The 22633-nt window shown below is 72.0% G+C and carries 14 protein-coding genes and 2 pseudogenes; 8 read left to right on the top strand and 8 right to left on the bottom strand.

The window, feature by feature from the left end; translation table 11 throughout:
* Positions 1-28 precede the first annotated feature (28 nt).
* Positions 29-2698, top strand: coding sequence for an FAD/NAD(P)-binding protein (locus tag ACFY1J_RS17125; protein ID WP_390731432.1), 2670 nt, complete (start codon positions 29-31; stop codon positions 2696-2698).
* A gap of 215 nt (positions 2699-2913) precedes the next feature.
* Positions 2914-4221 carry a lipase family protein gene (locus ACFY1J_RS17120; protein WP_390705464.1) on the top strand — a complete coding sequence of 436 codons (1308 nt, stop codon included), beginning with the start codon at positions 2914-2916 and terminating at the stop codon, positions 4219-4221.
* Between the two features lie 283 nt (positions 4222-4504).
* On the opposite strand, the gene ACFY1J_RS17115 is transcribed toward ACFY1J_RS17120, so the two are convergent.
* The 5 genes and pseudogenes from ACFY1J_RS17115 to ACFY1J_RS17095 all read right to left on the bottom strand — a co-directional run.
* Complete coding sequence (locus ACFY1J_RS17115) at positions 4505-5350, bottom strand: hypothetical protein (protein WP_390705465.1); 846 nt, start codon at positions 5348-5350, stop codon at positions 4505-4507.
* The gene (locus ACFY1J_RS17110) at positions 5350-7020 is read right to left on the bottom strand and encodes a histidinol-phosphatase (RefSeq protein WP_390705466.1); all 1671 of its coding nucleotides are present in this window, start codon (positions 7018-7020) and stop codon (positions 5350-5352) included. Before ACFY1J_RS17110 ends, ACFY1J_RS17115 begins: the two co-directional genes overlap by 1 nt.
* A gap of 29 nt (positions 7021-7049) precedes the next feature.
* A complete protein-coding gene (locus ACFY1J_RS17105) occupies positions 7050-8876 on the bottom strand; it encodes a LamG-like jellyroll fold domain-containing protein (protein WP_390731431.1) in 1827 nt (608 codons plus the stop codon).
* Between the two features lie 65 nt (positions 8877-8941).
* Positions 8942-10318: pseudogene (locus tag ACFY1J_RS17100) on the bottom strand (beta-galactosidase domain 4-containing protein); the annotation flags it as partial.
* Positions 10309-10419: pseudogene (locus ACFY1J_RS17095) on the bottom strand (carbohydrate kinase family protein); the annotation flags it as partial. The pseudogenes ACFY1J_RS17095 and ACFY1J_RS17100, both read right to left, overlap by 10 nt.
* 139 nt (positions 10420-10558) lie before the next feature.
* Between ACFY1J_RS17095 and ACFY1J_RS17090 the strand changes: the two are divergent.
* From ACFY1J_RS17090 to ACFY1J_RS17075, 4 genes are read left to right on the top strand one after another with little or no spacing between them, the layout of a single operon-like run.
* A complete protein-coding gene (locus tag ACFY1J_RS17090; RefSeq protein ID WP_390705468.1) occupies positions 10559-11323 on the top strand; it encodes a DeoR/GlpR family DNA-binding transcription regulator in 765 nt (254 codons plus the stop codon).
* Positions 11320-12657 (top strand): 6-phospho-beta-glucosidase, encoded by a 1338-nt coding sequence (locus ACFY1J_RS17085; RefSeq protein ID WP_390705469.1) that lies wholly within the window; start codon positions 11320-11322, stop codon positions 12655-12657. The genes ACFY1J_RS17090 and ACFY1J_RS17085 overlap by 4 nt, the downstream gene beginning before the upstream one ends.
* Positions 12658-12687: 30 nt before the next feature.
* Positions 12688-15747, top strand: a complete 3060-nt coding sequence (locus ACFY1J_RS17080) for an alpha-mannosidase (protein ID WP_390705470.1) — start codon at positions 12688-12690, stop codon at positions 15745-15747.
* A 3-nt stretch (positions 15748-15750) separates the two neighbouring features.
* The gene (locus ACFY1J_RS17075; protein WP_390731430.1) at positions 15751-17001 is read left to right on the top strand and encodes an alpha-L-fucosidase; all 1251 of its coding nucleotides are present in this window, start codon (positions 15751-15753) and stop codon (positions 16999-17001) included.
* 303 nt (positions 17002-17304) lie between these two features.
* Here the strand turns inward: ACFY1J_RS17075 and ACFY1J_RS17070 are convergent, their stop codons facing one another.
* Entirely contained in the window at positions 17305-18987 is a 1683-nt protein-coding gene (locus ACFY1J_RS17070) for a carbohydrate binding domain-containing protein (protein WP_390731429.1), read from the bottom strand.
* Between the two features lie 142 nt (positions 18988-19129).
* Positions 19130-20299, bottom strand: a complete 1170-nt coding sequence (locus ACFY1J_RS17065) for an ATP-grasp domain-containing protein (protein ID WP_390705473.1) — start codon at positions 20297-20299, stop codon at positions 19130-19132.
* Positions 20300-20689: 390 nt separating this feature from the next.
* Between ACFY1J_RS17065 and ACFY1J_RS17060 the strand changes: the two genes are divergently transcribed.
* Both ACFY1J_RS17060 and ACFY1J_RS17055 read left to right on the top strand, forming a co-directional pair.
* Positions 20690-21598, top strand: a complete 909-nt coding sequence (locus ACFY1J_RS17060; protein WP_390731428.1) for a metallophosphoesterase family protein — start codon at positions 20690-20692, stop codon at positions 21596-21598.
* Positions 21546-22226: a 4'-phosphopantetheinyl transferase gene (locus ACFY1J_RS17055; RefSeq protein WP_390705475.1), complete on the top strand. Its 681-nt coding sequence runs from the start codon at positions 21546-21548 to the stop codon at positions 22224-22226. Before ACFY1J_RS17060 ends, ACFY1J_RS17055 begins: the two co-directional genes overlap by 53 nt.
* A gap of 15 nt (positions 22227-22241) precedes the next feature.
* On the opposite strand, the gene ACFY1J_RS17050 is transcribed toward ACFY1J_RS17055, so the two are convergent.
* Positions 22242-22478, bottom strand: a complete 237-nt coding sequence (locus ACFY1J_RS17050) for a hypothetical protein (RefSeq protein ID WP_390705476.1) — start codon at positions 22476-22478, stop codon at positions 22242-22244.
* Positions 22479-22633 lie beyond the last annotated feature (155 nt).

Below are 22633 nucleotides of genomic sequence, written 5' to 3'. Positions count from 1 at the left end.
AGACGACCCACCCCCGCCGGAGGTATCCGTGACCCAAGTCCGCAAGCGGCACACCGTGGCCATCGTCGGAGCCGGCGCGGCGGGCGCCCTGACCGCCGTCCAGCTCTGCGAGACGGCGACCCGCCGCCGGACTCCCCTGGACGTCGTCCTCGTCGACCCGGCACCGGAGGCGGGTCGCGGCACCGCCTACGCCACGCCCGACCCCCGCCACCGGCTCAACGTCCCCGCGGGCAACATGAGCGCCTACCCCGACGAGCCGGGTCACTTCACCCGCTGGCTGTGCCGGCACGGCGAACCGTCGGTCACCGCCGCCGACTTCGCCACCCGCTACCGCTACGGCGCCTATCTCGCCGACACCCTCGGCCAGGCCGTCGTGCGCGCCCACGGCACGGTCACCGTGCGCCGGCTGCGCACCCGCGCGGAGAGCTGTACCGGCACCCCCGACGGCCGGGTGGAGCTCCGCCTCGCCGACGGGGGACAACTGACCGCGGACGCCGCCGTCCTCGCCACCGGCCCCGCCGGCGCGACCGCGGCCTGGGCCCCGCCCGCCCTGCGCGACTCGCCCCGCTTCGTCGACGAGCCATGGGCGCCCGGCGCCCTGAACGGCGCGCGCGAGGGCACCGACGACGTGCTGCTCGTCGGCACCGGCCTGACCGCCGTCGACCTCGCCCTCACCCTCGACCGCCCCGGACGCACCGTGCACGCCCTGTCCCGCAGCGGACTGCTGCCCCAGCCGCACGCGCTGCGCCCGGCCGGGGTGATGACCGCACCCGACGACCTCGACGACACCTCCCTGGGCAGGCTGCGCCGGGCGGTCTACCGCCACCTCAGCCGCTCGGTCCGCACCCACGGCGACTGGCGCCCCGGCCTGGACAGCCTGCGCCCGCACACCGTACGGCTGTGGCGCAGCCTCACCCCCGAGGAACGGGAGGAGTTCCTGGCCCGCGAGGGCGCCCTGTGGAACACCCACCGCCACCGCATGGCCCCCGCCACCGCCGAGCACGTCTCCCGGGCCCGTACCGCCCGCCGCCTGCACGTCCACACCGGTACGGTCGTCCGCGCCGCCGCCCACGAGGACGGGACCCTCGCCGTCGAGCTCTCCGGCGGCCGAACGCTGCGCGTCGGCTGGGTGGTCGACTGCACCGGGCCGGGGCGCCGCCTCGACGACCCGCTGTGGGCTTCGCTGCTCGCCTCCGGCGCGGCCGTGCACGGCCCGCTGGGCATGGGCGCGGCCACCCGTGACGGGCGTCTCCTCGACGCCCACGGCCGTACCGGGCTCCCGCTGTTCACCCTCGGCTCGCCGCGCCGCGGCGAGCTGTGGGAGACCACCGCCATCCCCGAAATCCGCGTCCAGGCGGCCGAGTTGGCCCAGCAACTGCTGGCGCCGCTCACCCCGAAGCCCCGCGCGAGCCGCCGACCCGTCGACGGACACGGACTCGCCCTGACCACCCACGCCGAGGCGGCCGCCGCCTACCGCACCGGACTCGACCGGGTCCTCAGGGTGCGGTCCGGCGCCGAGGACGCCTTCGCCCGCTCGGTCGCCCTCGATCCGGGCTTCGCCCTCGGCCATGCCGCCCTCGCCCTGCTCGGCCACGAGTGCTCGGCCGCCGTCGACGTGCCGCGCGCCCTCGCCGACGCGCAGCGCTGCGCCCGCGAGCGGGCCGACGAGCGCGAGCGCTCCTTCGTGGACGTGATCAGCCGCCGGGTCACCGGTGACGACGGGGACGAGGCCCTCGTACGCCATCTCGGGGAGCACCCCGGTGACGCGCTCGCGCTCGCGGCGGCGGTGCCCACCATCGCCTTCTCCGGCGTCAGCGACCTCCAGGACGACGAGGCGCTCGGTCTGCTCGAACTGACGTCACCGGCGTACGACGGGCACTGGTTCCACACCTCGCTGCTCGCGTTCCTGCGCCAGGGGCAGGGCCGGCTGCACGAGGCGGGCGAACTCGCCCACCGGGCCCTGGCCGTCGAGCCGGCCTCCGGACACGCCGTGCACGCCCTGGCGCATGTGCACTACGAGTCCGGCGCGCACGAGGCTGGCCGCGACTGGCTCGACCGCTGGGTGTCGGGGCGGGGCCGGGGCGCGGTCCACCGGGCGCACTTCTCCTGGCACATCGCCCTGCACGAACTGGCCCTCGACGACCCGGCCGCGGTCCGCAGGCGCTGGTTCGCGCAGCTCGCGCCCGGCCGGGTGACCGGAATGCGGGCCCTCGTCGACTCCGGGTCGCTGCTCTGGCGGGCGCGGCTCAGCGACAGCTGGCAGGGCGAACTGCCCACCGCGGACGTGCTGGACTCGGTCGGCCGTGAGGTGCTGGAGCGGCCCGCGACCGCGTTCACCGCCCTGCACGCCGCGGTCGCCCTGACCGCCGCCGGGGACCTGCCCGCCCTGCGCAGGCTGCGCGACCACGCGGCGGGGGCCGACCCCGTGCAGCGGGAGGTCGTCGCGCCGCTGTGCGAGGCCTTCGCCGCGCTCGTCGAGGAGCGCTTCAAGGAGGCGGCCCGCGGTCTCGACGCGCTGCTGCCCGTGCTGCGCAGGGTCGGCGGCAGCGCCGCCCAGCGCGAGGTCGTCGAGGAGACGCTGCTGTACGCACTGGTGGCGGACGGCCGCTGCGAGGCGGCCCGCCGACTGCTGGACGCCCGCCTCGACCGCAAACCGGCGCCCCGCGACCGCCGGTTGCTGGCCGCACTGCCCGCCTGACCGACCAGCTGTATACCACCGGGCCCCGCATCCGAGCACGCGTCGGATGCGGGGCCGTCGCGTTCTGCCTGCCCCGAGGCTAGTCATCGGCGCACAGCCCGGCCCGCGTCGGTTCATCGTCCTTTAACTATCAGCGCTTACCTACGGCTCCGTAACCTCACGGCCTGCTCAGCTTCACGTACCTCTCCACCCCACGGAAGGAACGCTCTGAAGTGATGTCACACAGGTCGAGGAAGCCGCTGAGGAAGCCGCTGCCGAGGAGAGCCGCACTGCTCGCCGCCGCGGGTCTGCTCGGCGGACTGCTGGCGGTGCCGGCAGTGACCGCGGCGGCCGGGACGCCGGCCGCGTGCTCCGCCGCCGACGCCGACATATACCGCCCCCCGGACGGCGCGACCGCCGCTCCGGGCGCCGTCGTCGCCTGCCGCCACGTCGACTCGCTCCCCATGGTGATCGGCGGTCCGCCGCTGGACGCCTGGAAGGTCCAGTACGGCTCCACCGACGGGCGGGGCAAGCCGGTCTCCGTCGCCGGCACCGTCGTCGTACCGAAGAAGCCGTGGACCGGGCCGGGCGAACGGCCGCTCGTCGCGTTCGTGCCCGGCACCCTCGGCATCGGACCGCAGTGCGCGTTCTCCAAGCAGCTGGCCGGCCAGTACCAGGACGCGTACGAGGGCCCCAACATGGCGGCGCTGCTCAACGCCGGTTACGCCGTCGCCGCGACCGACGGCCAGGGATACATGGACGGCCAGGTCCACCCGTACGCCTCGGGCGCCGAGGCCGGTCACGCCGCCCTCGACATGGCCCGCGCGGCCTCCCGGGTGCCCGGCAGCGGGGTGAGTCCCGATGCCCGGGTCGGGATCTGGGGCTACTCGGAGGGCGGTTCGGGCAGCCTGTGGGCGGCCCAGCTCGCCCGCTCGTACGCGCCCGAGCTGAACGTCGTCGGCGCCGCCTCCGGCGGGATCCCCGCCGACCTCAAGCAGGTGGCCGGCCACCTCGACGGGCAGTTCTTCGCCGGGTTCCTGATCGACGCGTTCATCGGTCTGTCCGTCACCCACCCGGACATGCCGTTCGACGAAGTCCTCAACGACAGCGGCCGCAAGGCCGTCAAGGACGCCGAGTCGCTGTGCGCTCTCGGCACCGTCAGCCGGTTCGCGGGCGCCCGGGTCGAGCAGTACACCAAGGACGGGCTGACCCTCGACCAGCTGTACGCCCTGCCCGCCCCCGACGGCACCACCTGGGGCGATGCCGTCGAGGCCAACAAGCTCGGCGTCGGCGTCGGCACCCCCGGCTCGGGCGCCCGCTACGAGATCGGGTTCCCGGTGCTGCAGTACCGCGGCCTGCTCGACGAGGTGATCCCTGGCGCCATGGCCAACAGCACACGCCGCGCCTACTGTTCCGCCGGAGTCAACACCCAGTGGACGCCGTACGTCGGCGATCACCTCACCGGCGACCCGCAGTCGGTCGGCGACGTGGTCGCCTGGCTCGGCGACCGGTTCGAAGGCAAGACGACGAAGGGCAACTGCTGATCCCCGAGCGGTGACCGCCCGTCCCGCGACCGTCCCCGTGCCGACAGCCCCACGGCACGGGGACTCACGCTTCCGGGCCTCGGGACCCCGGGACTCGGGTCGACGTGACCGGGGTTCCTTCGCCGGACGCCGGACGCCGGACGCCGGACGCCGGACGCCGGGCGCCCACGAGCCGACGATCGCACTCGGGTCGTAGCCGAGCCGTGTCCCCAACTCCCGGAACCGGCCGACCGCCGCCGCCCTCCGGAGCCCGTCACGCTTCTGCGCCCGCACCCCGGCCCGGCTACCCCTGCCGGTACGAGTACACCGTCGTCGCCGCCGCGCACACGCCCGGGGGGATCACCTCCGCGCGCAGGGTGCCGGACTTCGTGTCGTAGTCGACGCCCTCCGCCTCGAAGGTGCCCGAGCAGATGCTGGTCTGCTCCAGGGCGAACAGGCTCTTCACCGAGCCGGTGACCGGCCGCCCGTCCAGTCTGTGCGGAAGGTCGACCTGGAGCAGCGGCCGGATCTCGGGGAACAGCGTTCCCGAGGCGTCGTCCGAGGCGCACACCAGGCGGGTGTCGGTGACGAAGTCGCAGCCCTGGATGTCGCGCACCGGCTTGTCCAGGGTGATCTGCCCCGCCTCCGGCAGGTCGCCGCCCCTGGCCGGGGTGGACGGGTTGAGCAGGGGAGCGGGGAAGGCCTGAAGCCTGCTCTGGTCGCCCCACTCGCCCGACACCAGCCACTGCCCGTCGGGCGAGACGGCGGCGAAGGAGTTGTTGACCTTCTCGCCCGGGTTCAGCCGGTGCGTGTACTCGTAGCGCTGTCCGGACGGCGTGGTGACCGCGTACATCTTGGAAGTAGCCGTGTCGGCGCCCTGGTAGGCGTCGAAGACATAGCCGCGCGCGATGTCCGGGTCACCCACGTGGTTCCAGCCCTTGATCCGCAGGTCCAGCGGGATGTCCAGCAGCCCGCGGTACAGCAGCGAGCCGTCCGCGCGGCTCGCGAGCCCCTGCCCGCCGCCGAGGGTGTCCGTGTACGACGTTCCGGTCCGCGCCCACTGCGGTTCCCCGGAGGCGGCGAATGCGCTCGGGGAACCGAGGGTCACAGCAGCGGCCAAAGCGGTGAGGGCGACCAGCTGACGCTTCATCAACGACCTTCCACGTCCACGAAGATGGGGTTGGAATAGAACCACGTATCGGCCCACGGGGCACCGTTGCCGGGCTCGTGGGAGACCGGTCCGTGCGGGTCCACGGACGCGCCCAGATACCCCGCGCCGTTCCGGTTGCCGTCGCTGCCGCGCAGCCGGACGTAGAAGGACTCGTCCCCGGCGGTCAGCGGGATGCGCAGGGTGTACGTCCCCTTGCGGCCGGACACGTCCTTGGTCTGTACGACCTTGGTGTCGGGCGCCTGCCAGGTGTCGCGGTCGGTCACCGGACCGCGCACCGCGCCACGGATCACGTCCACCTGCGCCAACTGGGGCAGGACGCCGTGCGGGTTCACCCGGGAGGCGGTCGTCACCGTCACGTACAGCGTGATCCGCTCGCCCTTGCGGACCCGCAGCCGGCCGCCCAGCGTGACACCCCGCCCGAAGTCGCAGTCCCGCTTCAGGCGCACGTCGAGCCCGTCGAGCAGATGCCCGTGGTCGAGCCAGACCCGGCCCGCGCGCAGGCCCGCCATCACCGCGCGGTAGCCGTAGCGGGTCACGCCGACGTGGGTACGGCTGAACTCACCGGGCCAGAAGTCGCTGCCCGGCTGCGGGGCGTCGGTGTCGACCGGGTCGGGCAGCCTGCCGGTGTTGTCGAAGTTCCGGCCGGCCGGCCAGTCGCCGTTCTTCCAGGTGTCGAAGACCGTCCGGTGGTTGTCGGAGTTGGTGGTGATCGAGAACAGCCGGCCCTCGGCCAGCATCGAGTCCCACAGCCCGCCGACGGTGGCGGTGGCCCAGTCGAAGCCGCCGTAGGTGAGGTAGGCCCCGGCCGGGTATCCGGCGTAGGAGTTGGCGGACGGAGCGTTCTGGTACTCGCCGCGGATCGCCGTGGAGCCGCCCCAGCCGGGGATGGCCGCGCCCTGGGCGCCGGGCGCGCCCTCCATACCGATCATGATCTCGGGGGCGGCGTCGCGCCAGTTGCGCATCTCGTGCGGGGAGTCGATGCCCAGGCGCAGCGGGTGATTGGCGAGGACGAGGACGTCGTCGACATAGCCGGTGCGACGCTGCTGGGCGAGCCACTGGATGGCCTTGACCGCGTGGGCCTCGTTGCGGGCCGTGTTCGGGTTGTCGGGGGCGCCGTCGGCGTAGCCGAGCAGCTTGCCGTCGTAGGCGAGCTCGAACCGGGTCAGCAGGTCGACCTCGTTCGGTCCGGGGGCCGCGAAGACCGTGCAGTGCTCGGCGGCCGGGATGTACCACTCCAGGCCCTGGAAGATCAGCCGGCGCGGGTTCTCGGCGCGGGCCTTGAGGATCTCCTGGTGCTCCAGCTTTGCGCCGTAGTAGGCGTGGCCGAAGTTGGAGTGCTCGTTGAACACCATCCAGTCGAGGCCGTACTTGGCGGCGGCCCGGGCCTGCTGGGAGAAGGTGTACTTCGCGTCGTGGCTGTAGACGGAGTGGACGTGGTGGTCGCCGACCAGATAGGCGAGGCGCGGGTCCTCGCCGCCGAAGGCCCGGCCGGAGGCGGCGACGGCCGGGGTGGCCGCCCCGCCGAGGGCGAACGCGGCGCCGAACAGGCCGGCGCGCCGCAGGAGTTGGCGTCTCGACACACCCTGGGCGTCGAGGTCGGCGGGGGCGATGGCCGGGTCGGCCCATTCGGGCAGCTGCTGCTCGGGCATGGTGGTCCTCGTGATCCTCGTGAAGGGGGTCAGTGGGTCATGAAGGAGGTGACGGGCAGCGCCCGGGACACGATCCGGACGTCACCGAGCCGGCCGTGCAGGATCTGGTCGATCTTCCCGGCGTACTCGTAGCCGCCGAGCAGCCAGGGCAGCCCGGCCGAGGCGATGCCGACGGCGGCGGCGTGCGGGTTGCGGGCCACCGGGCAGCCCTGGACGTACATGACCGTGTGCCGTCCGTCGTTGACGACGGCGAGGTGCCACCAGGTCTCGCGGGCGGTCTCGTCCCCCCAGTTGGTGGCGAGCTGCTGCTGGTTGAGCGGATGGACCGCCCACTGCGGGCCCGGTCCGTCGGAGATGGACAGCGTGGCGAGCGGCTCGTCGGGGTCGTCCGTGACCGGTCCGACGGAGCCGTTGTTGCCGGTGCGGCTGACCAGACCGGACCAGGCATTGTGGCCGGCGTCCCAGTCGGCGGGCAGCCGGTAGAACGCCTCGATGGTGTAACCGTGCGCGAAGGTGGCCGAGTTGAGGGGAGCCCCGTCGACCGTGCGCAGCCAGGCGCCCTTCAGCGGGGACTTGTAGCCCTGGAACTCCAGGCTGCCGTGGCCGGGCTGGTCGGGGTGGTGGTCGGGCGACCAGCCGAGCGTGCCGCCGCCGACCGAGACGACGGTGAGGTCGTTGCCGCGCCCCGAGAGGTCATGGACGGTGCCGGAGGGCGCCGACTCGAACCGCCAGTAGGCCATGGTCCCGGGTATCAGCATCTTCGACGCGGGCCGCGCGGGACGCACGGGCACGGGGTCGAAGCCCGAGAAGCGCTCCGCGAAGTCGATCTCGACCGAGAAGCGGTCCGCGTCGCCGCTCAGCTCGATCTCCTGCCGCTCCAGCTCGTTGAGCCCCCGCTGGGCGCGGCCCAGGATCCACGGGGAGACCGTCTCGACGTCGATGACCTTGCGGTCGAGGTCGAAGTGGTAGAGGCGGATCATCGCCGCGCCGCCGAAGTAGCGGTTCTGGTAGTTCGTCAGGTGCAGATGCACCTCGTTGCCCGCGGCGTTCTTGCGGACCGCCCGCCCCGCGGGCCAGTAGTGGCCGCCCAGCGTGAGGAAGATCTGGTCATGGGCCTCGATCAGCTGGTCCCACAGCTGCTGCCCGTAGGCCGACAACGTGTCGTCCTCGGCGACCAGTTCGTGCGTGGTGAGGACGACCGGCGTCTTCGGGTGGGCGGCGAGGACGTCCTTCGCCCAGGCACACCCCTTCGCGGACAGCCGCCAGTCCAGCGCCAGCACCATCCACTCGCGCCCGGCGGCCCGGAACAGATGGAAGGTGTTGTAGCCGTCCGGGGAGGCGCCGCCGAACGTGGGCTTTCCCTGGAAGCGCTTCGGCCCGAACGCGTCCAGATACGGCGTCGCGCCGCGCTGGTCGTCCGTCGAGGACCGCACGTCGTGGTTGCCGGCCAGGACGCTGTAGCCGACTGAGCGCCGGTCGAGGATCCCGAACGCCTCGCTGATCGCGGCGACTTCGGCCGGTGCGCCGTTCTGGGTGAGGTCGCCGAGATGGGACAGGAAGACGATGTTGTCGTCCTTGCCGTGTTCCAGCAGATAGCGCAGGGACGCCTCGATCGGCGCCTTGTCGATGCTGGGCCCGTCGAAGAGGTACTGGGTGTCGGGCATCACCGCGAGGGTGAAGCGGCGGCTCGCGGTGTCGGGCCGCCAACCGCTCTTCTCGGCGGCCTCGGCGACGGCCGGCAGGGCGACCCCGGCGGTGGCGGCGGCCCCGAGCAGCGCGGTGGCCCTGAGGAAGGTGCGTCTTCCGGCGTCGGCCTGCGCGGCCTCGCCCTGGCTGTGGTCATGCCAAGTACACACGTGTGCTCCGTGAGAGTGGTGAGGCCGGGGAGAATGGAGAATGAGGTGGGTGCGACCGGGGGAATTCAGCGAACGCGCAGGGTCCAGCTCCAGCGGTGGACACCCGGTGGGATGCGGTACCGGGGCGAGGTGTCGGGTCCGCACGAGGCCGTGCCCAGCCCTCGGTGCGCCGCGTCGATGTGCACGACGCAGCCGGGCCGCGGCACCAACTCGTCGTGGTGCGCCGCGGCGGCCACGTCCTCGGCGCGGTGGCGGGTGACGGAGACCTGGCGCGGCTCATCGAGCACCACCGCGAGGCCGGTGCCGTCCGGTGCCGACAGGGTGAAGTGCCGTACGCCGTGCCGGCCGCCGCTCTCCTGCGGACGCAGACAGGGCGTGAACAACTCGTCGACGGGGACGGAGCGATGGCCGACGGGCGCCCCCGCGCTCCGGTCGGGATACGACTCCCAGGGCCCCTGCCCGAACCACTCCAGCAGCTTTGGGCCCGGCGTCGTCCCGAAGACCGTGCCGACCCGCGCCACGTCCTCGAACTCCTCCGGCAGCTCGGCCTCTTCATCGATGCGGACACCGCCCTCGACGGGCGTGAGCACCTGCCGGTGCCGTACGACCCCGGCCGTCCCGGCGTACTCGGCGCGCACCGTCACCCGGCCGCCGTACCGCCGGACCGACACGACCTTGCGGACGAGCGAGTCGAGTCCCCAGGCCCGCCAGCGCTGCGCCATGCCGCCCAGCTCGTTGTTGTCGGTGGGCGCCCGCCACAGCGAGAGAGCCGGCGCGGCCGTCAGCAGCGGATGGATCAGCAGACCCTCGCCGTCGACCTCGACGGCCCGGTCCGCGGGAGCGTCTTCGAGCGGCACGGCCGGACCGCGCAGCCGGATCCGCGGCACGCACACCTCGGTCCCGCGCGGTGCCCACGGCAGGTCCTGCGCCGTGCTCACCCGCAGCGTCAGCCAGGCCTCGCCGCCGTCGCGCGGCACGGCGAAGGGCAGCGGCACGGCCGCCGTCTCGCCGGGCCGCAGACCGGGCAGTACGGCGGGCGCGGACAGCGTACGGCCGTCCGCCAGGGACAGCTCCCAGGTGCCGGACAGCCAGTCCAGGCCCCGGAAGTGCTGGTGGTTGGAGAGGACGATCCCCTCGTGCCGGAAGCACTCGATCCGCACCGGCGCCGCGAGCTCCCGGTGCTCGTACAGCACCGGCTTCGGGGTGCGGTCGGGCAGGACGACACCGTCCGCGACGAACGCGCCGTCGTGGATCGGCTCGCCGAAGTCGCCGCCGTACGCCCAGCGATGGCCGGGCGCGGCGACACCGTTGTCATACAGCCCGGCGCCTGCGCGTCCGGCCGGTTTTCCGTCGCTCACGCGCTGAAGAATTCCGTGGTCCCAGAACTCCCGGATGAACCCGCCCTGAAGACCCGGGGTGGCCTCGATGGCGGCCCAGTCGTCCAGATCTCCTCGCCCGGTGTGGGCGGCCTGCCCAGGCCCGTGAGGACGAGGGCGTAGAAGAGCAGCCCGGTCAGCAGCACGTCGGGCCGGCCGTCGTGCACGGATACGTCCTCTCGTCCGGAGAGCCCGTCAAAACTCTTCAATTCGGTGACCGGAATCGTGTGCCGCTCCTGAGATTGGTCAATAACTGAGCAGAACTGAGCATGGATTTGATTGAAGATGACGAGTAGTGTTCATGGTGTGCTGGCGGAACGACGACATCAACTCATCCTCCGGGCCCTGCGCTCCGGCGGCCCCGCGGCCGTGACCGACCTCTCCGAACAGCTCGGCGTGAGCCCGGCCACGATCAGACGCGATCTGCTCAAACTGGAGGAGGACGGCCTGCTCACGCGGGTGCACGGCGGCGCCGTGGTGGAGGAGGGGGACCAGCCCTTCGCCGAGGTCGCCGAGGTGCGCGTGCCCGAGAAGGACGCCATAGCGGCGCGCGCGGCGGCGATGGTCGCGGACGGCCAGTCGGTGCTGTTCGACATCGGCACCACCGCCTACCGGCTGGCACGTCAGCTGCACGGCCGCCGGCTCACCGTGATCACCAGCAACCTGGTGGTCTACGAGGAGCTGGCCGACGACGAGGGCATCGAGCTGGTGCTGCTCGGCGGCATGGTCCGCCGCGAGTACCGCTCCCTGGTCGGCTTCCTCACCGAGGACAACCTGCGCCAGCTGCACGCCGACTGGCTCTTCCTCGGCACCAGCGGAGTGCGGCCCGGCGGGCAGGTGATGGACACGACCGTTGTCGAGGTGCCGGTCAAGCGAGCCATGATCAAGGCAAGCGAAAAGGTCGTCCTGCTCGCCGACTCGGCGAAGTTCCCGGGTACCGGAATGGCGAAGGTCTGTGGTCCCGAGGACCTGGACGTGGTGGTGACGAACGCGCCGGTCGACCCGGTGACGCGCTCCTCCCTGGAGGAGGCGGGCGTCGAGGTGGTCCTGGCAGGAAAGGTGCAGCCGTGAAGCTGACGATTCTGGGCGGCGGCGGATTCCGTGTGCCGCTTGTGTACGGGGCGCTGCTGACCGACCGCGGCGAGGGGCGGGTGACGGAGGTCGTCCTGCACGATCTGGACGACGGCCGGCTGCGCGCGATCGTGCGCGTCCTGGCCGAACAGGCGTCGAGCGTGCCCGACGCGCCCCGGGTGACGGCCACCACCGACCTCGACGAGGCCCTGCGCGGCGCCGACTTCGTCTTCTCCGCGATCCGCGTCGGCGGCCTGGCGGGCCGGGCCGATGACGAGCGGGTGGCGCTCGCGGAGGGCGTGCTCGGCCAGGAGACGGTCGGCGCGGGAGGCATCGCCTACGGTCTGCGGACGGTCCCCGTCGCCGTCGACATCGCCCGCCGGGTGGCCCGCCTCGCCCCCGACGCCTGGGTCATCAACTTCACCAACCCGGCCGGCCTGGTCACCGAGGCCATGTCCCGCCATCTCGGCGACCGCGTCATCGGCATCTGCGACTCGCCCGTCGGCCTCGGCCGCCGTATCGCCCGGGTGCTCGGCGCGAACCCCAAGGAGGCGTGGATCGACTACGTCGGTCTCAACCACCTCGGCTGGGTGCGCGGCCTGCGGGTCGCCGGACGCGACGAACTCCCGCGCCTGCTCGCCGACCCCGACCTGCTCGGCTCCTTCGAGGAGGGCAAGCTCTTCGGCACCGACTGGCTGCGGTCCCTGGGCGCGATCCCCAACGAGTACCTGCACTACTACTACTTCAACCGCGAGGCCGTCCGCGCCTACCAGCAGGCCGGGAAGACCCGCGGCGCCTTCCTGCGCGACCAGCAGGCCCACTTCTACGAGGAGATGCGCAACCCGGACGCGCCGGCCCTCGCCGCCTGGGACCGCACCCGCGCCGAGCGCGAGGCCACCTACATGTCCGAGAACCGCGAGACGGCCGGCGCCGGCGAGCGTGACGCCGACGATCTCTCCGGCGGCTACGAGAAGGTCGCCCTCGCCCTGATGCGGGCCATTGCCCGCGACGAACGCACCACCCTGATCCTGAACGTGCGCAACGCGAACACCCTCTCCGTGCTCGACCATGACGCCGTCATCGAGGTCCCCTGCCTGGTCGACGCCAACGGCGCGCACCCGGTCGCGGTCGACCCGCTGCCCGGCCACGCCACGGGCCTGGTGTGCGCGGTCAAGGCGGTCGAGCGCGAGGTGCTCGCCGCCGCCGAGTCCGGCTCCCGTACGACGGCCGTGAAGGCCTTCGCGCTCCATCCGCTGGTCGACTCCGTGAACGTGGCCCGTCGGCTCGTCGAGGGCTACACCGCCGTCCATCCCGGCCTGGCATATCTTGTGTAAGCGCTTTCCCTTCGCTTCCTGGAGACCTCCATGCACGACGAACGCCGCCGGATCGAGGAGCGCGTAGAGCGCCTCCACAACCAGCGCATCAAGCCCGCGACATACGCGGCCACCGTCCCCCTCGCAGTGGAGGCATGGCAGGCGCCCGGGGAGCCCGTGCCCTTCGAGGAGGCCGCGGCCGCCCCTTACGAGCCCTTCGCGATGGGCACCCCATGGGGCCCGCCGTGGGGGACGACCTGGTTCCGGATGCGCGGACAGGTGCCCGCCGCCTACGCGGGCCGGCGCGTCGAGGCCGTGATCGACCTCGGCTTCGTGGGTGACTGGCCCGGCAACCAGGCCGAGGCCCTCGTCCACCGCACCGACGGTACCCCGCTCAAGGCCGTCAACCCGCTCAACCAGTACGTGCCGATCGCCGACCCGGCGACGGGCGGGGAGCAGGTCGACTATCTGGTCGAGGCCGCCTCCAACCCCGACATCCTCGCGGGCGACTTCGCGGCCCCGACCCCGCTGGGCGATGTGCTGACGGCGGGCGACCGTCCCCTGTACACCTTCCGCCGCGCCGACATCGCCGTCCTCGACGAGGACGTCTGGCACCTCGACCTCGACGTCCAGGTGCTGCGCGAGCTGATGCTGGAACTCGGCGAGCACGACCCGCGCCGGCACGAGATCATGCACGCCCTCGACCGGGCGATGGACCTGCTGGACCTGGACGACATCTCCGGTTCGGCGCCCGCCGTGCGCGCGGCCCTGAAGCCGGTGCTGTCGAAGCCCGCCCACGCCAGCGCCCACGTCGTCTCCGGCGTCGGCCATGCCCATATCGACTCCGCCTGGCTGTGGCCGATCCGCGAGACCAAGCGCAAGACGTCCCGCACCTTCTCCAACGTCACGTCCCTGGCCGACGAGTACGAGGAGTTCGTCTTCGCCTGCTCGCAGGCCCAGCAGTACGAGTGGGTGCGAGACAACTACCCGCAGGTCTGGGCCCGCATCCAGGAGTCCGTGAAGAAGGGCCAGTGGGCGCCGGTCGGCGGCATGTGGGTGGAGGCCGACGGCAACCTGCCCGGCGGCGAGGCGCTCGCCCGCCAGCTGATCCACGGCAAGCGCTTCTTCATGGAGCACTTCGGCATCGAGACCAAGGGCGTCTGGCTGCCCGACTCCTTCGGCTACACCGCCGCCTACCCGCAGCTCGCCAAGCTCGCCGGCAACGACTGGTTCCTCACCCAGAAGATCTCCTGGAACCAGACCAACAAGTTCCCCCACCACACCTTCTGGTGGGAGGGCATCGACGGCACCCGCGTCTTCACCCACTTCCCGCCGATCGACACCTACAACGCCCGCTTCAGCGGCACGGAGATGGCCCGCGCGGTGCGCAACTACAGCGAGAAGGGCGGCGCGACCCGCTCGCTGGCCCCCTTCGGCTGGGGCGACGGCGGTGGCGGCCCCACCCGCGAGATCATGGAACGGGCGCGCCGCCTCAAGGACTTGGAGGGCTCCGCCCGGGTCGAGATCGAACACCCCGACGCCTTCTTCGCGAAGGCACGCGCCGAGTATCCGGACGCCCCGGTGTGGGCCGGCGAGCTGTACCTGGAGCTGCACCGCGCCACCTACACCACCCAGGCCCGCACCAAGCAGGGCAACCGCCGCTCGGAACACCTGCTGCGCGAGGCGGAGTTGTGGGCGACGACGGCCGCGCTGCACGCGCTGGGCTACGTGTACCCGTACGAGAGGCTCGACCGCCTCTGGAAGACGGTGCTGCTGCACCAGTTCCACGACATCCTGCCCGGATCCTCCATCGCCTGGGTGCACCGCGAGGCGGAGGCCGAGTACGCCCGGGTGGCGGGGGAGCTGGAGGAGCTCACCGCCGAGGCCGTGGCCGCGCTCGGCGGCGGCGGGACGCGGGTCTTCAACACCAGCCCCTACGGCCGCGCCGAGGTCATCCGCACGTCGGACGGCACGCCGGCGTACGTAGAGGTGCCCGCGAACGGCAGCGCGCCCCTCGGCGACGCCGAACCCCCGCGGCCGGTCACGGTGTCGGGGCGGGTCCTCGACAACGGGCTGGTCCGCGTGGCGGTGGCGGAGGACGGCACGCTGTCGTCCGTCGTCGACCTGCGGGCGAACCGTGAGGTTCTCGCGGACCCGGGCAATCTGCTGCGCCTGCACACGGACCTGCCCAACTACTGGGACGCCTGGGACATCGACAAGCACTACAAGAACCGGTACACGGACCTCCTGGACGCCGAGTCGGTCACGGTGGTCGATCAGGGTCCGCTCGTCGGCGCGATCCGCGTGGAGCGCTCCTTCGGCAAGGGTTCGAGGATCACCCAGACGATCACCGTCCGGGCGGGCAGCCCCCGGATCGACTTCGAGACCGAGATCGACTGGCACGAGGCCGAGAAGATCCTCAAGGCGGGCTTCCCGGTGGACATCCGGGCCGCGCACTCCTGCGCGGAGATCCAGTTCGGTCATGTCCAGCGCCCCACCCACACCAACACCAGCTGGGAGGCGGCCCGCTTCGAGGTGTCCGGCCACCGCTGGGTGCACCTCGGCGAACCCGGCTACGGTGTCGCGGTCATCAACGACTCGACCTACGGCCACGACGTCTCCCGCACGGTCCGCGAGGACGGAGGTACGACCACCACGGTCCGGCTCAGCCTGGTCCGCGCCCCGCGCGTCCCCGACCCCGAGGCCGACCAGGGCCGGCACCGGTTCGTCTACTCCCTGCTGCCCGGCGCGCGCATCGAGGACGCGGTCGCCGCGGGCTACGCCCTCAATCTGCCGCTGCGCGTGGCGGACGCGGCGGGTGAGCCGGAGCCGGTGGTCTCGGTGGACGGCGCGGGCGTGACGGTCGAGGTGGTCAAGCTCGCCGACGACCGGTCGGGCGATGTCGTCGTCCGGCTCTACGAGTCCCGCGGCGGCCGGGCCCAGGGCGCCCTGCGCACCGGCTTCCCGCTCGCCGGCGCCCAGGTCACCGACCTGCTGGAGCGCCCCCTGGAGAACACGGACCTCGACATCGACGCCACCGGCGCGATCCCGGTCGCGCTGCGCCCCTTCCAGATCCTGACCCTGCGTCTGCGGCGTGCCGAGGTGAGCTGACCCGTGGCGATACAACCCTGGTTCACCGACGCCAAGTTGGGGATCTTCGTCCACTGGGGCATCTACGCCGTCGACGGCGTCCAGGAATCCTGGTCGTTCTACGACGACATCGTCCCCTACGACCGGTACATGTCCCAGCTCGACCGGTTCACGGCCGCCCGCTACAACCCCCGTGACTGGGCGAGGCTGTTCGCCCGCGCGGGCGCCCGGTACGCCGTGCTGACCAGTCGGCACCACGACGGCGTCGCCCTGTGGGACAGCGCCCACGGCCGGCTGAACGTGGGCCGTGATCTGATCACCGGCTACGCGGACGCCCTGCGCGAGGAGGGCCTCAAGGTCGGTCTCTACTACTCGCACTCCGACTGGAGCCACCCGGACTACGCCTCCACCCGCAGGCCCGGCCGCCCGCCGGAGCAGGAGGACAACCGCTACTCCGAGGCCGCGGCCGAATGCGAGGACCCGGCGGCCTGGGAGCGGTTCATCGCCTACCGGGACGGCCAGATCCGCGAACTCGCCGAGCGTCACCGGCCCGATCTGATGTGGTTCGACGGCGAGTGGGAGCGCAGCGAGGAACAGTGGCGGATCCGTGAACTCGCCGCGCTCGTCCGCTCGCACGCGCCGGACGTCGTCTTCAACGCGCGCATGCTGAGCGAGGGCGACTATGCGACGCCCGAGCAAGGGGCTCCCGTGGTCCCACCGGACGGCCCCTGGGAGCTGTGTCTGACGATCAACGACTCCTGGGGCTTCCAGCACCACGACCACCACCACAAGTCGGTGGACCAGCTGATCCGCTACTTCACCGAGACGATCGGCGGCGGTGGCAACCTGCTGCTCGACGTCGGCCCGCGGGAGGACGGGACCGTACCGGCCGAGCAGGCAGAGCGGCTGGAGGGGCTCGGCGACTGGATCGGCAGGCACGCCGAGGCGGTGTACGGGACGCTGCGGGGGCTGCCGGCCGGCCATCACCACGGCCCGAGCACGCTCTCGCCGGACCGCCGCACCCTGTACCTGACGCTGTTCGACGCCCCGCGTGCCGCGTTCGGTGTGCGCGGGCTGCGCAGCGGGGTGCGCCGGGTGACGGTGCTGGGCAGCGGCAGGGAGCTCGGCCATCGGGTCGTCGGCGGTCTGCACGAGGCGCCGGGTGTGCTGTGGATCGATCCGCCCGCCCCGGCCGACCTCGACCCGCATGCCACGGTGCTCGCCCTGGAACTGGACGGTGAACTGGAGCTCTACCGCGGGGCGGGCCGCTCCTGACGGTGTGTCCGCACGGCCTCGTGCTCCCGCTCACCGCCGGGTGACGTCATTCGGGCCGGCCGGTCGCTCCCCGTGACAGCGGCCGACCGGCCCGATCCCCCGTGGTCCCCCGTTCTCCCCCCTGGCTCCCCCCGAGCCTGTTCCCCCGTTGTCCCCCGTACTTCCCCCGTTGTGTTTCACCGTTAAGAGCCGCCGGGCCGGCCCCTGATACACCCCGGCACGAAAAAAATTCCCGGCAGGTGTCCGAGGGGAAAGGAGAGTCCCCCCGGCCCAGGAACCGGGGGGACGTCAGCAGTGGTGCGCTCAGCCGGTGAAGCCGGCCGTGATGGAGGTGAACTGCCAGTTGTTCTGGCTGATGCCGGAGCAGTTGCTCACCACGCCGCCGCCCGCGCAGGGCCGGTCGCGGTTGACGGACCAGAAGGCGAGCCGGGCAATGTGGTGGGAGTTGGCCCAGTCGCGGATCTGGGTCCAGATCGCCGGGGTGGTGGTCTCCTGCTGGTCGGACAGGCCGTTCATGCCGGAGATGCCGATGTGGGAGTACGCGGTGGCGTCGTCCCAGCCGAAGGTCGACTTGAGTTTGGCCTTCAGGCCCTCGGTGGCATTGACGGTGTTGCCGTACATGTCGGAGCCGCCGCCGAAGTCGAAGGGCATGATGGTGAAGACGTCGATGTTGGCGCCGAGCGACTGGGCCTGCTCGATGAGGCGGTTGCCGTAGTAGGTCGGGCCGGTCGTCGAGGTGCCGAAGGTGACGATGGTCTTCAGGCCGGGGTTGTTGGCCTTGACCGTCTTGAGGGCGGTGAGGATCTTCGCCTGGACGGCCTCGCTCTCGAACTCGTCGGAGTTCTCGATGTCCATGTCGACGGCCTTGAGGCCGTAGGCGTCGATGACCTTCTGGATCGCCCCGGCGAGTGCGCTCGCGGAGGAGCAGTTGGCGCCGAGCTTGCTGCCCTGCCAGCCGCCGAACGACGGGACGATGTCACCGCCCGCGGAGCGGATCTGGTTGATGGCGGTCTGGTCGACGCCACCGGTCAGCGCGCGGCTGCCGTCCCAGGCGGGGTTGCAGCCGCCGGAGTCCAGCACGAACGCCATCGTGAACCACTTGATGCCCGTCGCGCTCATCACCGTGGTCGGGCTCGGCGGGTCGCCCCAGCCCTCGTACAGATACGGCGCGGCCTGCTTGAAGCCGGTGCCGCCGCTGCCCGCGTCCGTGGTGACGGTCACGGAGTTGGAGGCCCCGGACCTGTTGCCGGCCGCGTCCCGAGCCCTGACGGTGAAGGTGTACGCCGTGCTCGGCGACAGCCCGCTGACCGTGGCCGTCGTACCGGACACGCTGAGTACCTGGTTGGAGCCGGCGTAGATGTCGTAGGCCGTGACCCCGACGTTGTCCGTCGAGGCGTTCCACTTCAGCGACACGCTCGACGAGGTCTTGCCCGTCGAGGTGAGACCCGTGGGCACGGTCGGCGCCTGGGTGTCGCCGCCTCCGCCGCCACCCGGGCCGTCCAGGCTGATGTCGTCGGCGTAGTACGTGCCCTGCGCGTACCAGCCGTGGACGTAGATGGTGGCGCTGGTCTGGGAGGCGCCGGTGGTGAAGGACACCGACAGCTGGCTGTAGGCGGACGGGGAGGTCGTCCATGTCGAGGCGCCGCCGTTCACCCCGAGGTAGACATAGGAGCCGCGCACCCAGCCGCTGAGCGTGTAGGCGGTGTTCGGCTGGACCGCGACGGTCTGGGTGCACTGTGCGTTGTCGCTCGAACTCGCCGCCCCCGCAAGGGCCTTGGAGCCGCTGTGCACGGGGGAGGAGACGACCGAGCCGAGGTTGCCGGTGCAGGTCCAGGGGGAGAGGCCGCCCGACTCGAAGCCGGGGTTGGTGAGGATGTTGGCCGCGTGGGCCGTACCGGGCAGGGCGATGGCTCCGGCGAGTGCGAGGACCGCGGAGCCGACCAGGGCGAGCAGACGACGTCTGGAACGTCGGAATGTGTTGCGCACGCGATCTCCCTGATGGAATGGGGGTGTTCGGGAGTGCACGGATGTGCGGAAGGGGTGCGCAACCAAGTTGGTATGGACCAATCACGGTGTCAAGGGGCTGCGCCATGATTGGTCCAGACCGGTGTGGACTCGACGGCCGGGCCTAGGCGGGTGCGATGGCCGAGGCGGTTGCGGGGGCAGGGCTGGGGGTTTCGGCCTCGGTCGTGAGTTCGGCGGCGGGCCCGGTGGCGGGCGCGGGCATCGCCGGGAGCAGCGGCTCGGTCTCCGCCGACCGCTGGTGCGGCAGCGACACCGGCCGCAGCGGGCGCGGTCCGGACACCACCGTGTAGTCCTGGCCCAGGAACGGCGGCTCGATCTCGCCGGGGTCCTCGCCGAGCGCCAACTGTACGGCCGCCCACGGGGCGTTGACTCCGCACAGCGCCAGCTGGTGCAGGCCGCCCGCCGGACGCGTGTTGACGTCGAGCAGCACCGGACGGTCGCCGTACATCCGGAACTGGATGTTGGACAGGTGGTGCAGCCCGAAACCTCCCGCGATCAGCCGGGCCGGCGCCAGCCACCGCTCGTCGAGCGTGAAGCCGCGGCGACGGCCGTTCTTGGTGCGTCCGACGGCCAGCCGGATCCGGTTGTCGGGACCCGTGAGGCAGTCGACCGACACCTCCGGCTGCTCCAGACGCGGCATCACCAGCCAGTCCACGGGGTGATCGGCCTTCTCCAGCGCCTCGACGACCAGGTCCAGCTGGACGTAGGGACCCGGGAAGCCGTTGAGGTGCAGAAGCGAGAACGGGGCGCGCGTGATGACGCGGAAGCCCACGCCGCCCGCGCCCGCGGCCGGCTTGAAGCAGGCCTTGTGACCCTCCGCCTCCAGCTGCTCGACGGCGGTGACGAGCTCTTCGGCCGTCCGCACCCGCCACCACGGCGGCACCGGCACGCCGACCGAGCGCACCGCCTCGTAGGCCGTCGCCTTGTCCTCGAACACGGCCACCGCCTCCGGCGTCGGCGCCAGCAGGGCCGTGCCGACCGCCTCGAAGTCGGCGCGGTGCGCCACGATCGCGGCCTGGTGCAGCCGGGGCACGAACACGTCGATGCCGCGCCGTGCGCACTGGTCCAGGGCGTACTCGACGTACGCGGCCGGGGACAGGCCCTCCGGCTCCAGGTCGGCGGTGTCGGCGGCGGCCAGCACGGGGGAGTCGGCGTCGCCGTGCGTGGCATGGATCTCGACCGCACGGTCGCTGGGATTTCTCCGCAGCTGATCCATGAAGAACACGTTCTCCGCGTACGTGCGGTTGAGCCAGACGCGTACGCGAGAGATCATGCAGGCCGCCTTTCGGGGATTTCGGGCAGGGCGGAGCGGCCCGTGCCCGGGCAGGGTGGTTGGAGGGACACCAAACCGCCCTACGCGAAGGGAAGTTCGTGGCGGTGGTGTTGGGGCGATCATACGGCTTTCAAGGGCCCCGTCGTGCAACGCGAATGTTACGGATTCCCGGCTTCTGCCAAACCATCTCCCTCACCACCACTCTCCCGCCCCAACGGGACGCCTCCCGACCCCGGCTCACCCGGACGACGCAGCCGTGCGGAAAGGGCGGGTGAGCGGCGCCGGCGGGGCCCGGGCCGTGGCGCCGCGCCGTCCGGATCGGTTGCCCCTTGTCCGGGGGCGGTGAATATGTTCTCGTGTTGCCAGTGGCGTGATCGGAAGGGGTGACGGGTGGAGTCGACGGCCGATGGTGCCGGGCAGTTGCTGGCCATCAGCGACCTGCACATCGCGTACGCCGAGAACCGTGCGCTCGTCGAACAGATGCGCCCCGAGACGGACGACGACTGGCTGATCGTGGCCGGTGACGTCGCGGAGACCGTCGCCGACATCCGCTGGGCCCTGGAGACGCTCGCCGGCCGCTTCCGCAAGGTGCTGTGGGTCCCCGGCAACCACGATCTGTGGACCCACCCCAAGGACCCCGTCACCCTGCGCGGCGTCCCACGCTACGAGTACCTGGTCGGGATGTGCCGGGACCTGGGCGTGACCACCCCCGAGGACCCCTACCCCATCTGGGACGGCCCCGGCGGCCCGGTGGCCGTGGCGCCGCTGTTCCTCCTGTACGACTACTCGTTCCTGCCCGACGGCTGCGCGACCAAGGAGGAGGGCCTCGCCTACGCGCACGGCACCGGCATCGTCTGCAACGACGAGTACCTGCTGCACCCCGACCCCCACCCCTCGCGCGAGGCCTGGTGCCGCGCCCGGGTCGCCGCGACGGAACGCAGGCTCGCCGAACTCCCGGACGACCTGCCCACCGTGCTGATCAACCACTATCCGCTCGACCGGCACCCCACCGACGTCCTGTGGCACCCCGAGTTCGCCATGTGGTGCGGCACCGACCTCACCGCCGACTGGCACCGCCGATTCCGGGTCGACACCATGGTCTACGGTCATCTCCACATCCCGCGGACCACCTGGCTCGACGGCGTCCGCTTCGAAGAGGTGTCCGTGGGATATCCCCGCGAGTGGCGCAAGCGACCGGAACCCCCGGGAAGGCTGCGCCGCATTCTGCCGATGGAGGTCGGATCCGGTGATCGAGGAGCTGCTCCCGGACTCGGTCGTGGCCGTGGAACTGCACGGTGACGACGCGATCCAGGAAGCCCCGCTCTATCCCGAGGAGGAGGCGCTCATGGTCCGGGCGGTGGCCAAGCGCCGCCGCGAGTTCTCGTCCGTGCGCGCCTGCGCCCGGCGGGCCATGGAGAAGCTCGGCGTACCCGCGCAGCCCATCCCGACCGGCGAGAGCGGAGCCCCGCGCTGGCCGGACGGCCTGGTCGGCAGCATGACCCACAGCCAGGGCTACTGCGCCGCGGCCCTGGTCCGCGCCGCCGACCTGGCCTCCCTCGGTATCGACGCCGAACCGGACGAACCGCTGCCCGAGGACGTCGTCTCCTTCGTCTTCCTGCCCACGGAGCGCGAGCGCCTGCGCGGGCTCGCCGCGGAGCGCCCCGACATCCACTGGGACCGGATCCTGTTCAGCGCCAAGGAGTCCGTCTACAAGGCGTGGTTCCCCCTCACCGGACGCTGGCTGGACTTCAGCGAGGCCGACATCGAGATCCTCGCGGACCCCGGCGAGCGGCCGCACGGCGGTCTGCGCGCCGAACTCCTCGTCCCCGGCCCATGGGTGGACGGTCACCGCGTCCAGCGGTTCGAGGGCCGGTGGAGCGTCCGGCGCGGAGTCGTGACCACGGCCGTGGTCGTGCCCCACTCCTGAGGGCCGGCGTCGGCCTCAGGGCCGCGGACACCACATCTGCAGCAGCCGGAAGAACGCCTCCTCGTTGCCCGTGAGTCCCGCGTCCGCCAGTGCCTGCTCCGCCTCGGCGAGCACGGTGGGCGGGACCACGGCCGGACGGCCGCCGCGGCCGCCGTCCGGTGGGCCGTCGAAGGCCGCACGCACCGTATGCAGCAGTCGCAAGTAGGCCTGTACGGCGGTGCGCTCATGGTCGGTCAGTACGGCGGTGGGCATCGGTCGGCTCTCCCCGGTCGGCTTCACGGTCACGCGCCCGCAGGACACGTACCTCCAGCTTGCCGTCCACCACTGACAACGCCCTTTCTCCCGCACTCCGGGCTTCGCTCGTGCGGGGGGACCCCATCGCCCGGGTTCGCCCGCTCAGCGGAGGC

The organism is Streptomyces sp. NPDC001406 (assembly GCF_042895285.1).
Classification (GTDB): Bacteria; Actinomycetota; Actinomycetes; order Streptomycetales; family Streptomycetaceae; genus Streptomyces.
The sequence above is the reverse complement of the archived record's forward strand: the minus strand, read 5'-3'. Positions and strand labels throughout refer to the sequence as shown.

Coding starts and splice junctions, on each gene's coding strand:
- ACFY1J_RS17050 (WP_390705476.1), bottom strand. CDS start 22,478: ATGCCCACCGCCGTACTGACCGACCATGAGCGCACCGCCGTACAGGCC.
- ACFY1J_RS17065 (WP_390705473.1), bottom strand. CDS start 20,299: ATGATCTCTCGCGTACGCGTCTGGCTCAACCGCACGTACGCGGAGAAC.
- ACFY1J_RS17080 (WP_390705470.1), top strand. CDS start 12,688: ATGCACGACGAACGCCGCCGGATCGAGGAGCGCGTAGAGCGCCTCCAC.
- ACFY1J_RS17120 (WP_390705464.1), top strand. CDS start 2,914: ATGTCACACAGGTCGAGGAAGCCGCTGAGGAAGCCGCTGCCGAGGAGA.
- ACFY1J_RS17110 (WP_390705466.1), bottom strand. CDS start 7,020: ATGCCCGAGCAGCAGCTGCCCGAATGGGCCGACCCGGCCATCGCCCCC.
- ACFY1J_RS17115 (WP_390705465.1), bottom strand. CDS start 5,350: ATGAAGCGTCAGCTGGTCGCCCTCACCGCTTTGGCCGCTGCTGTGACC.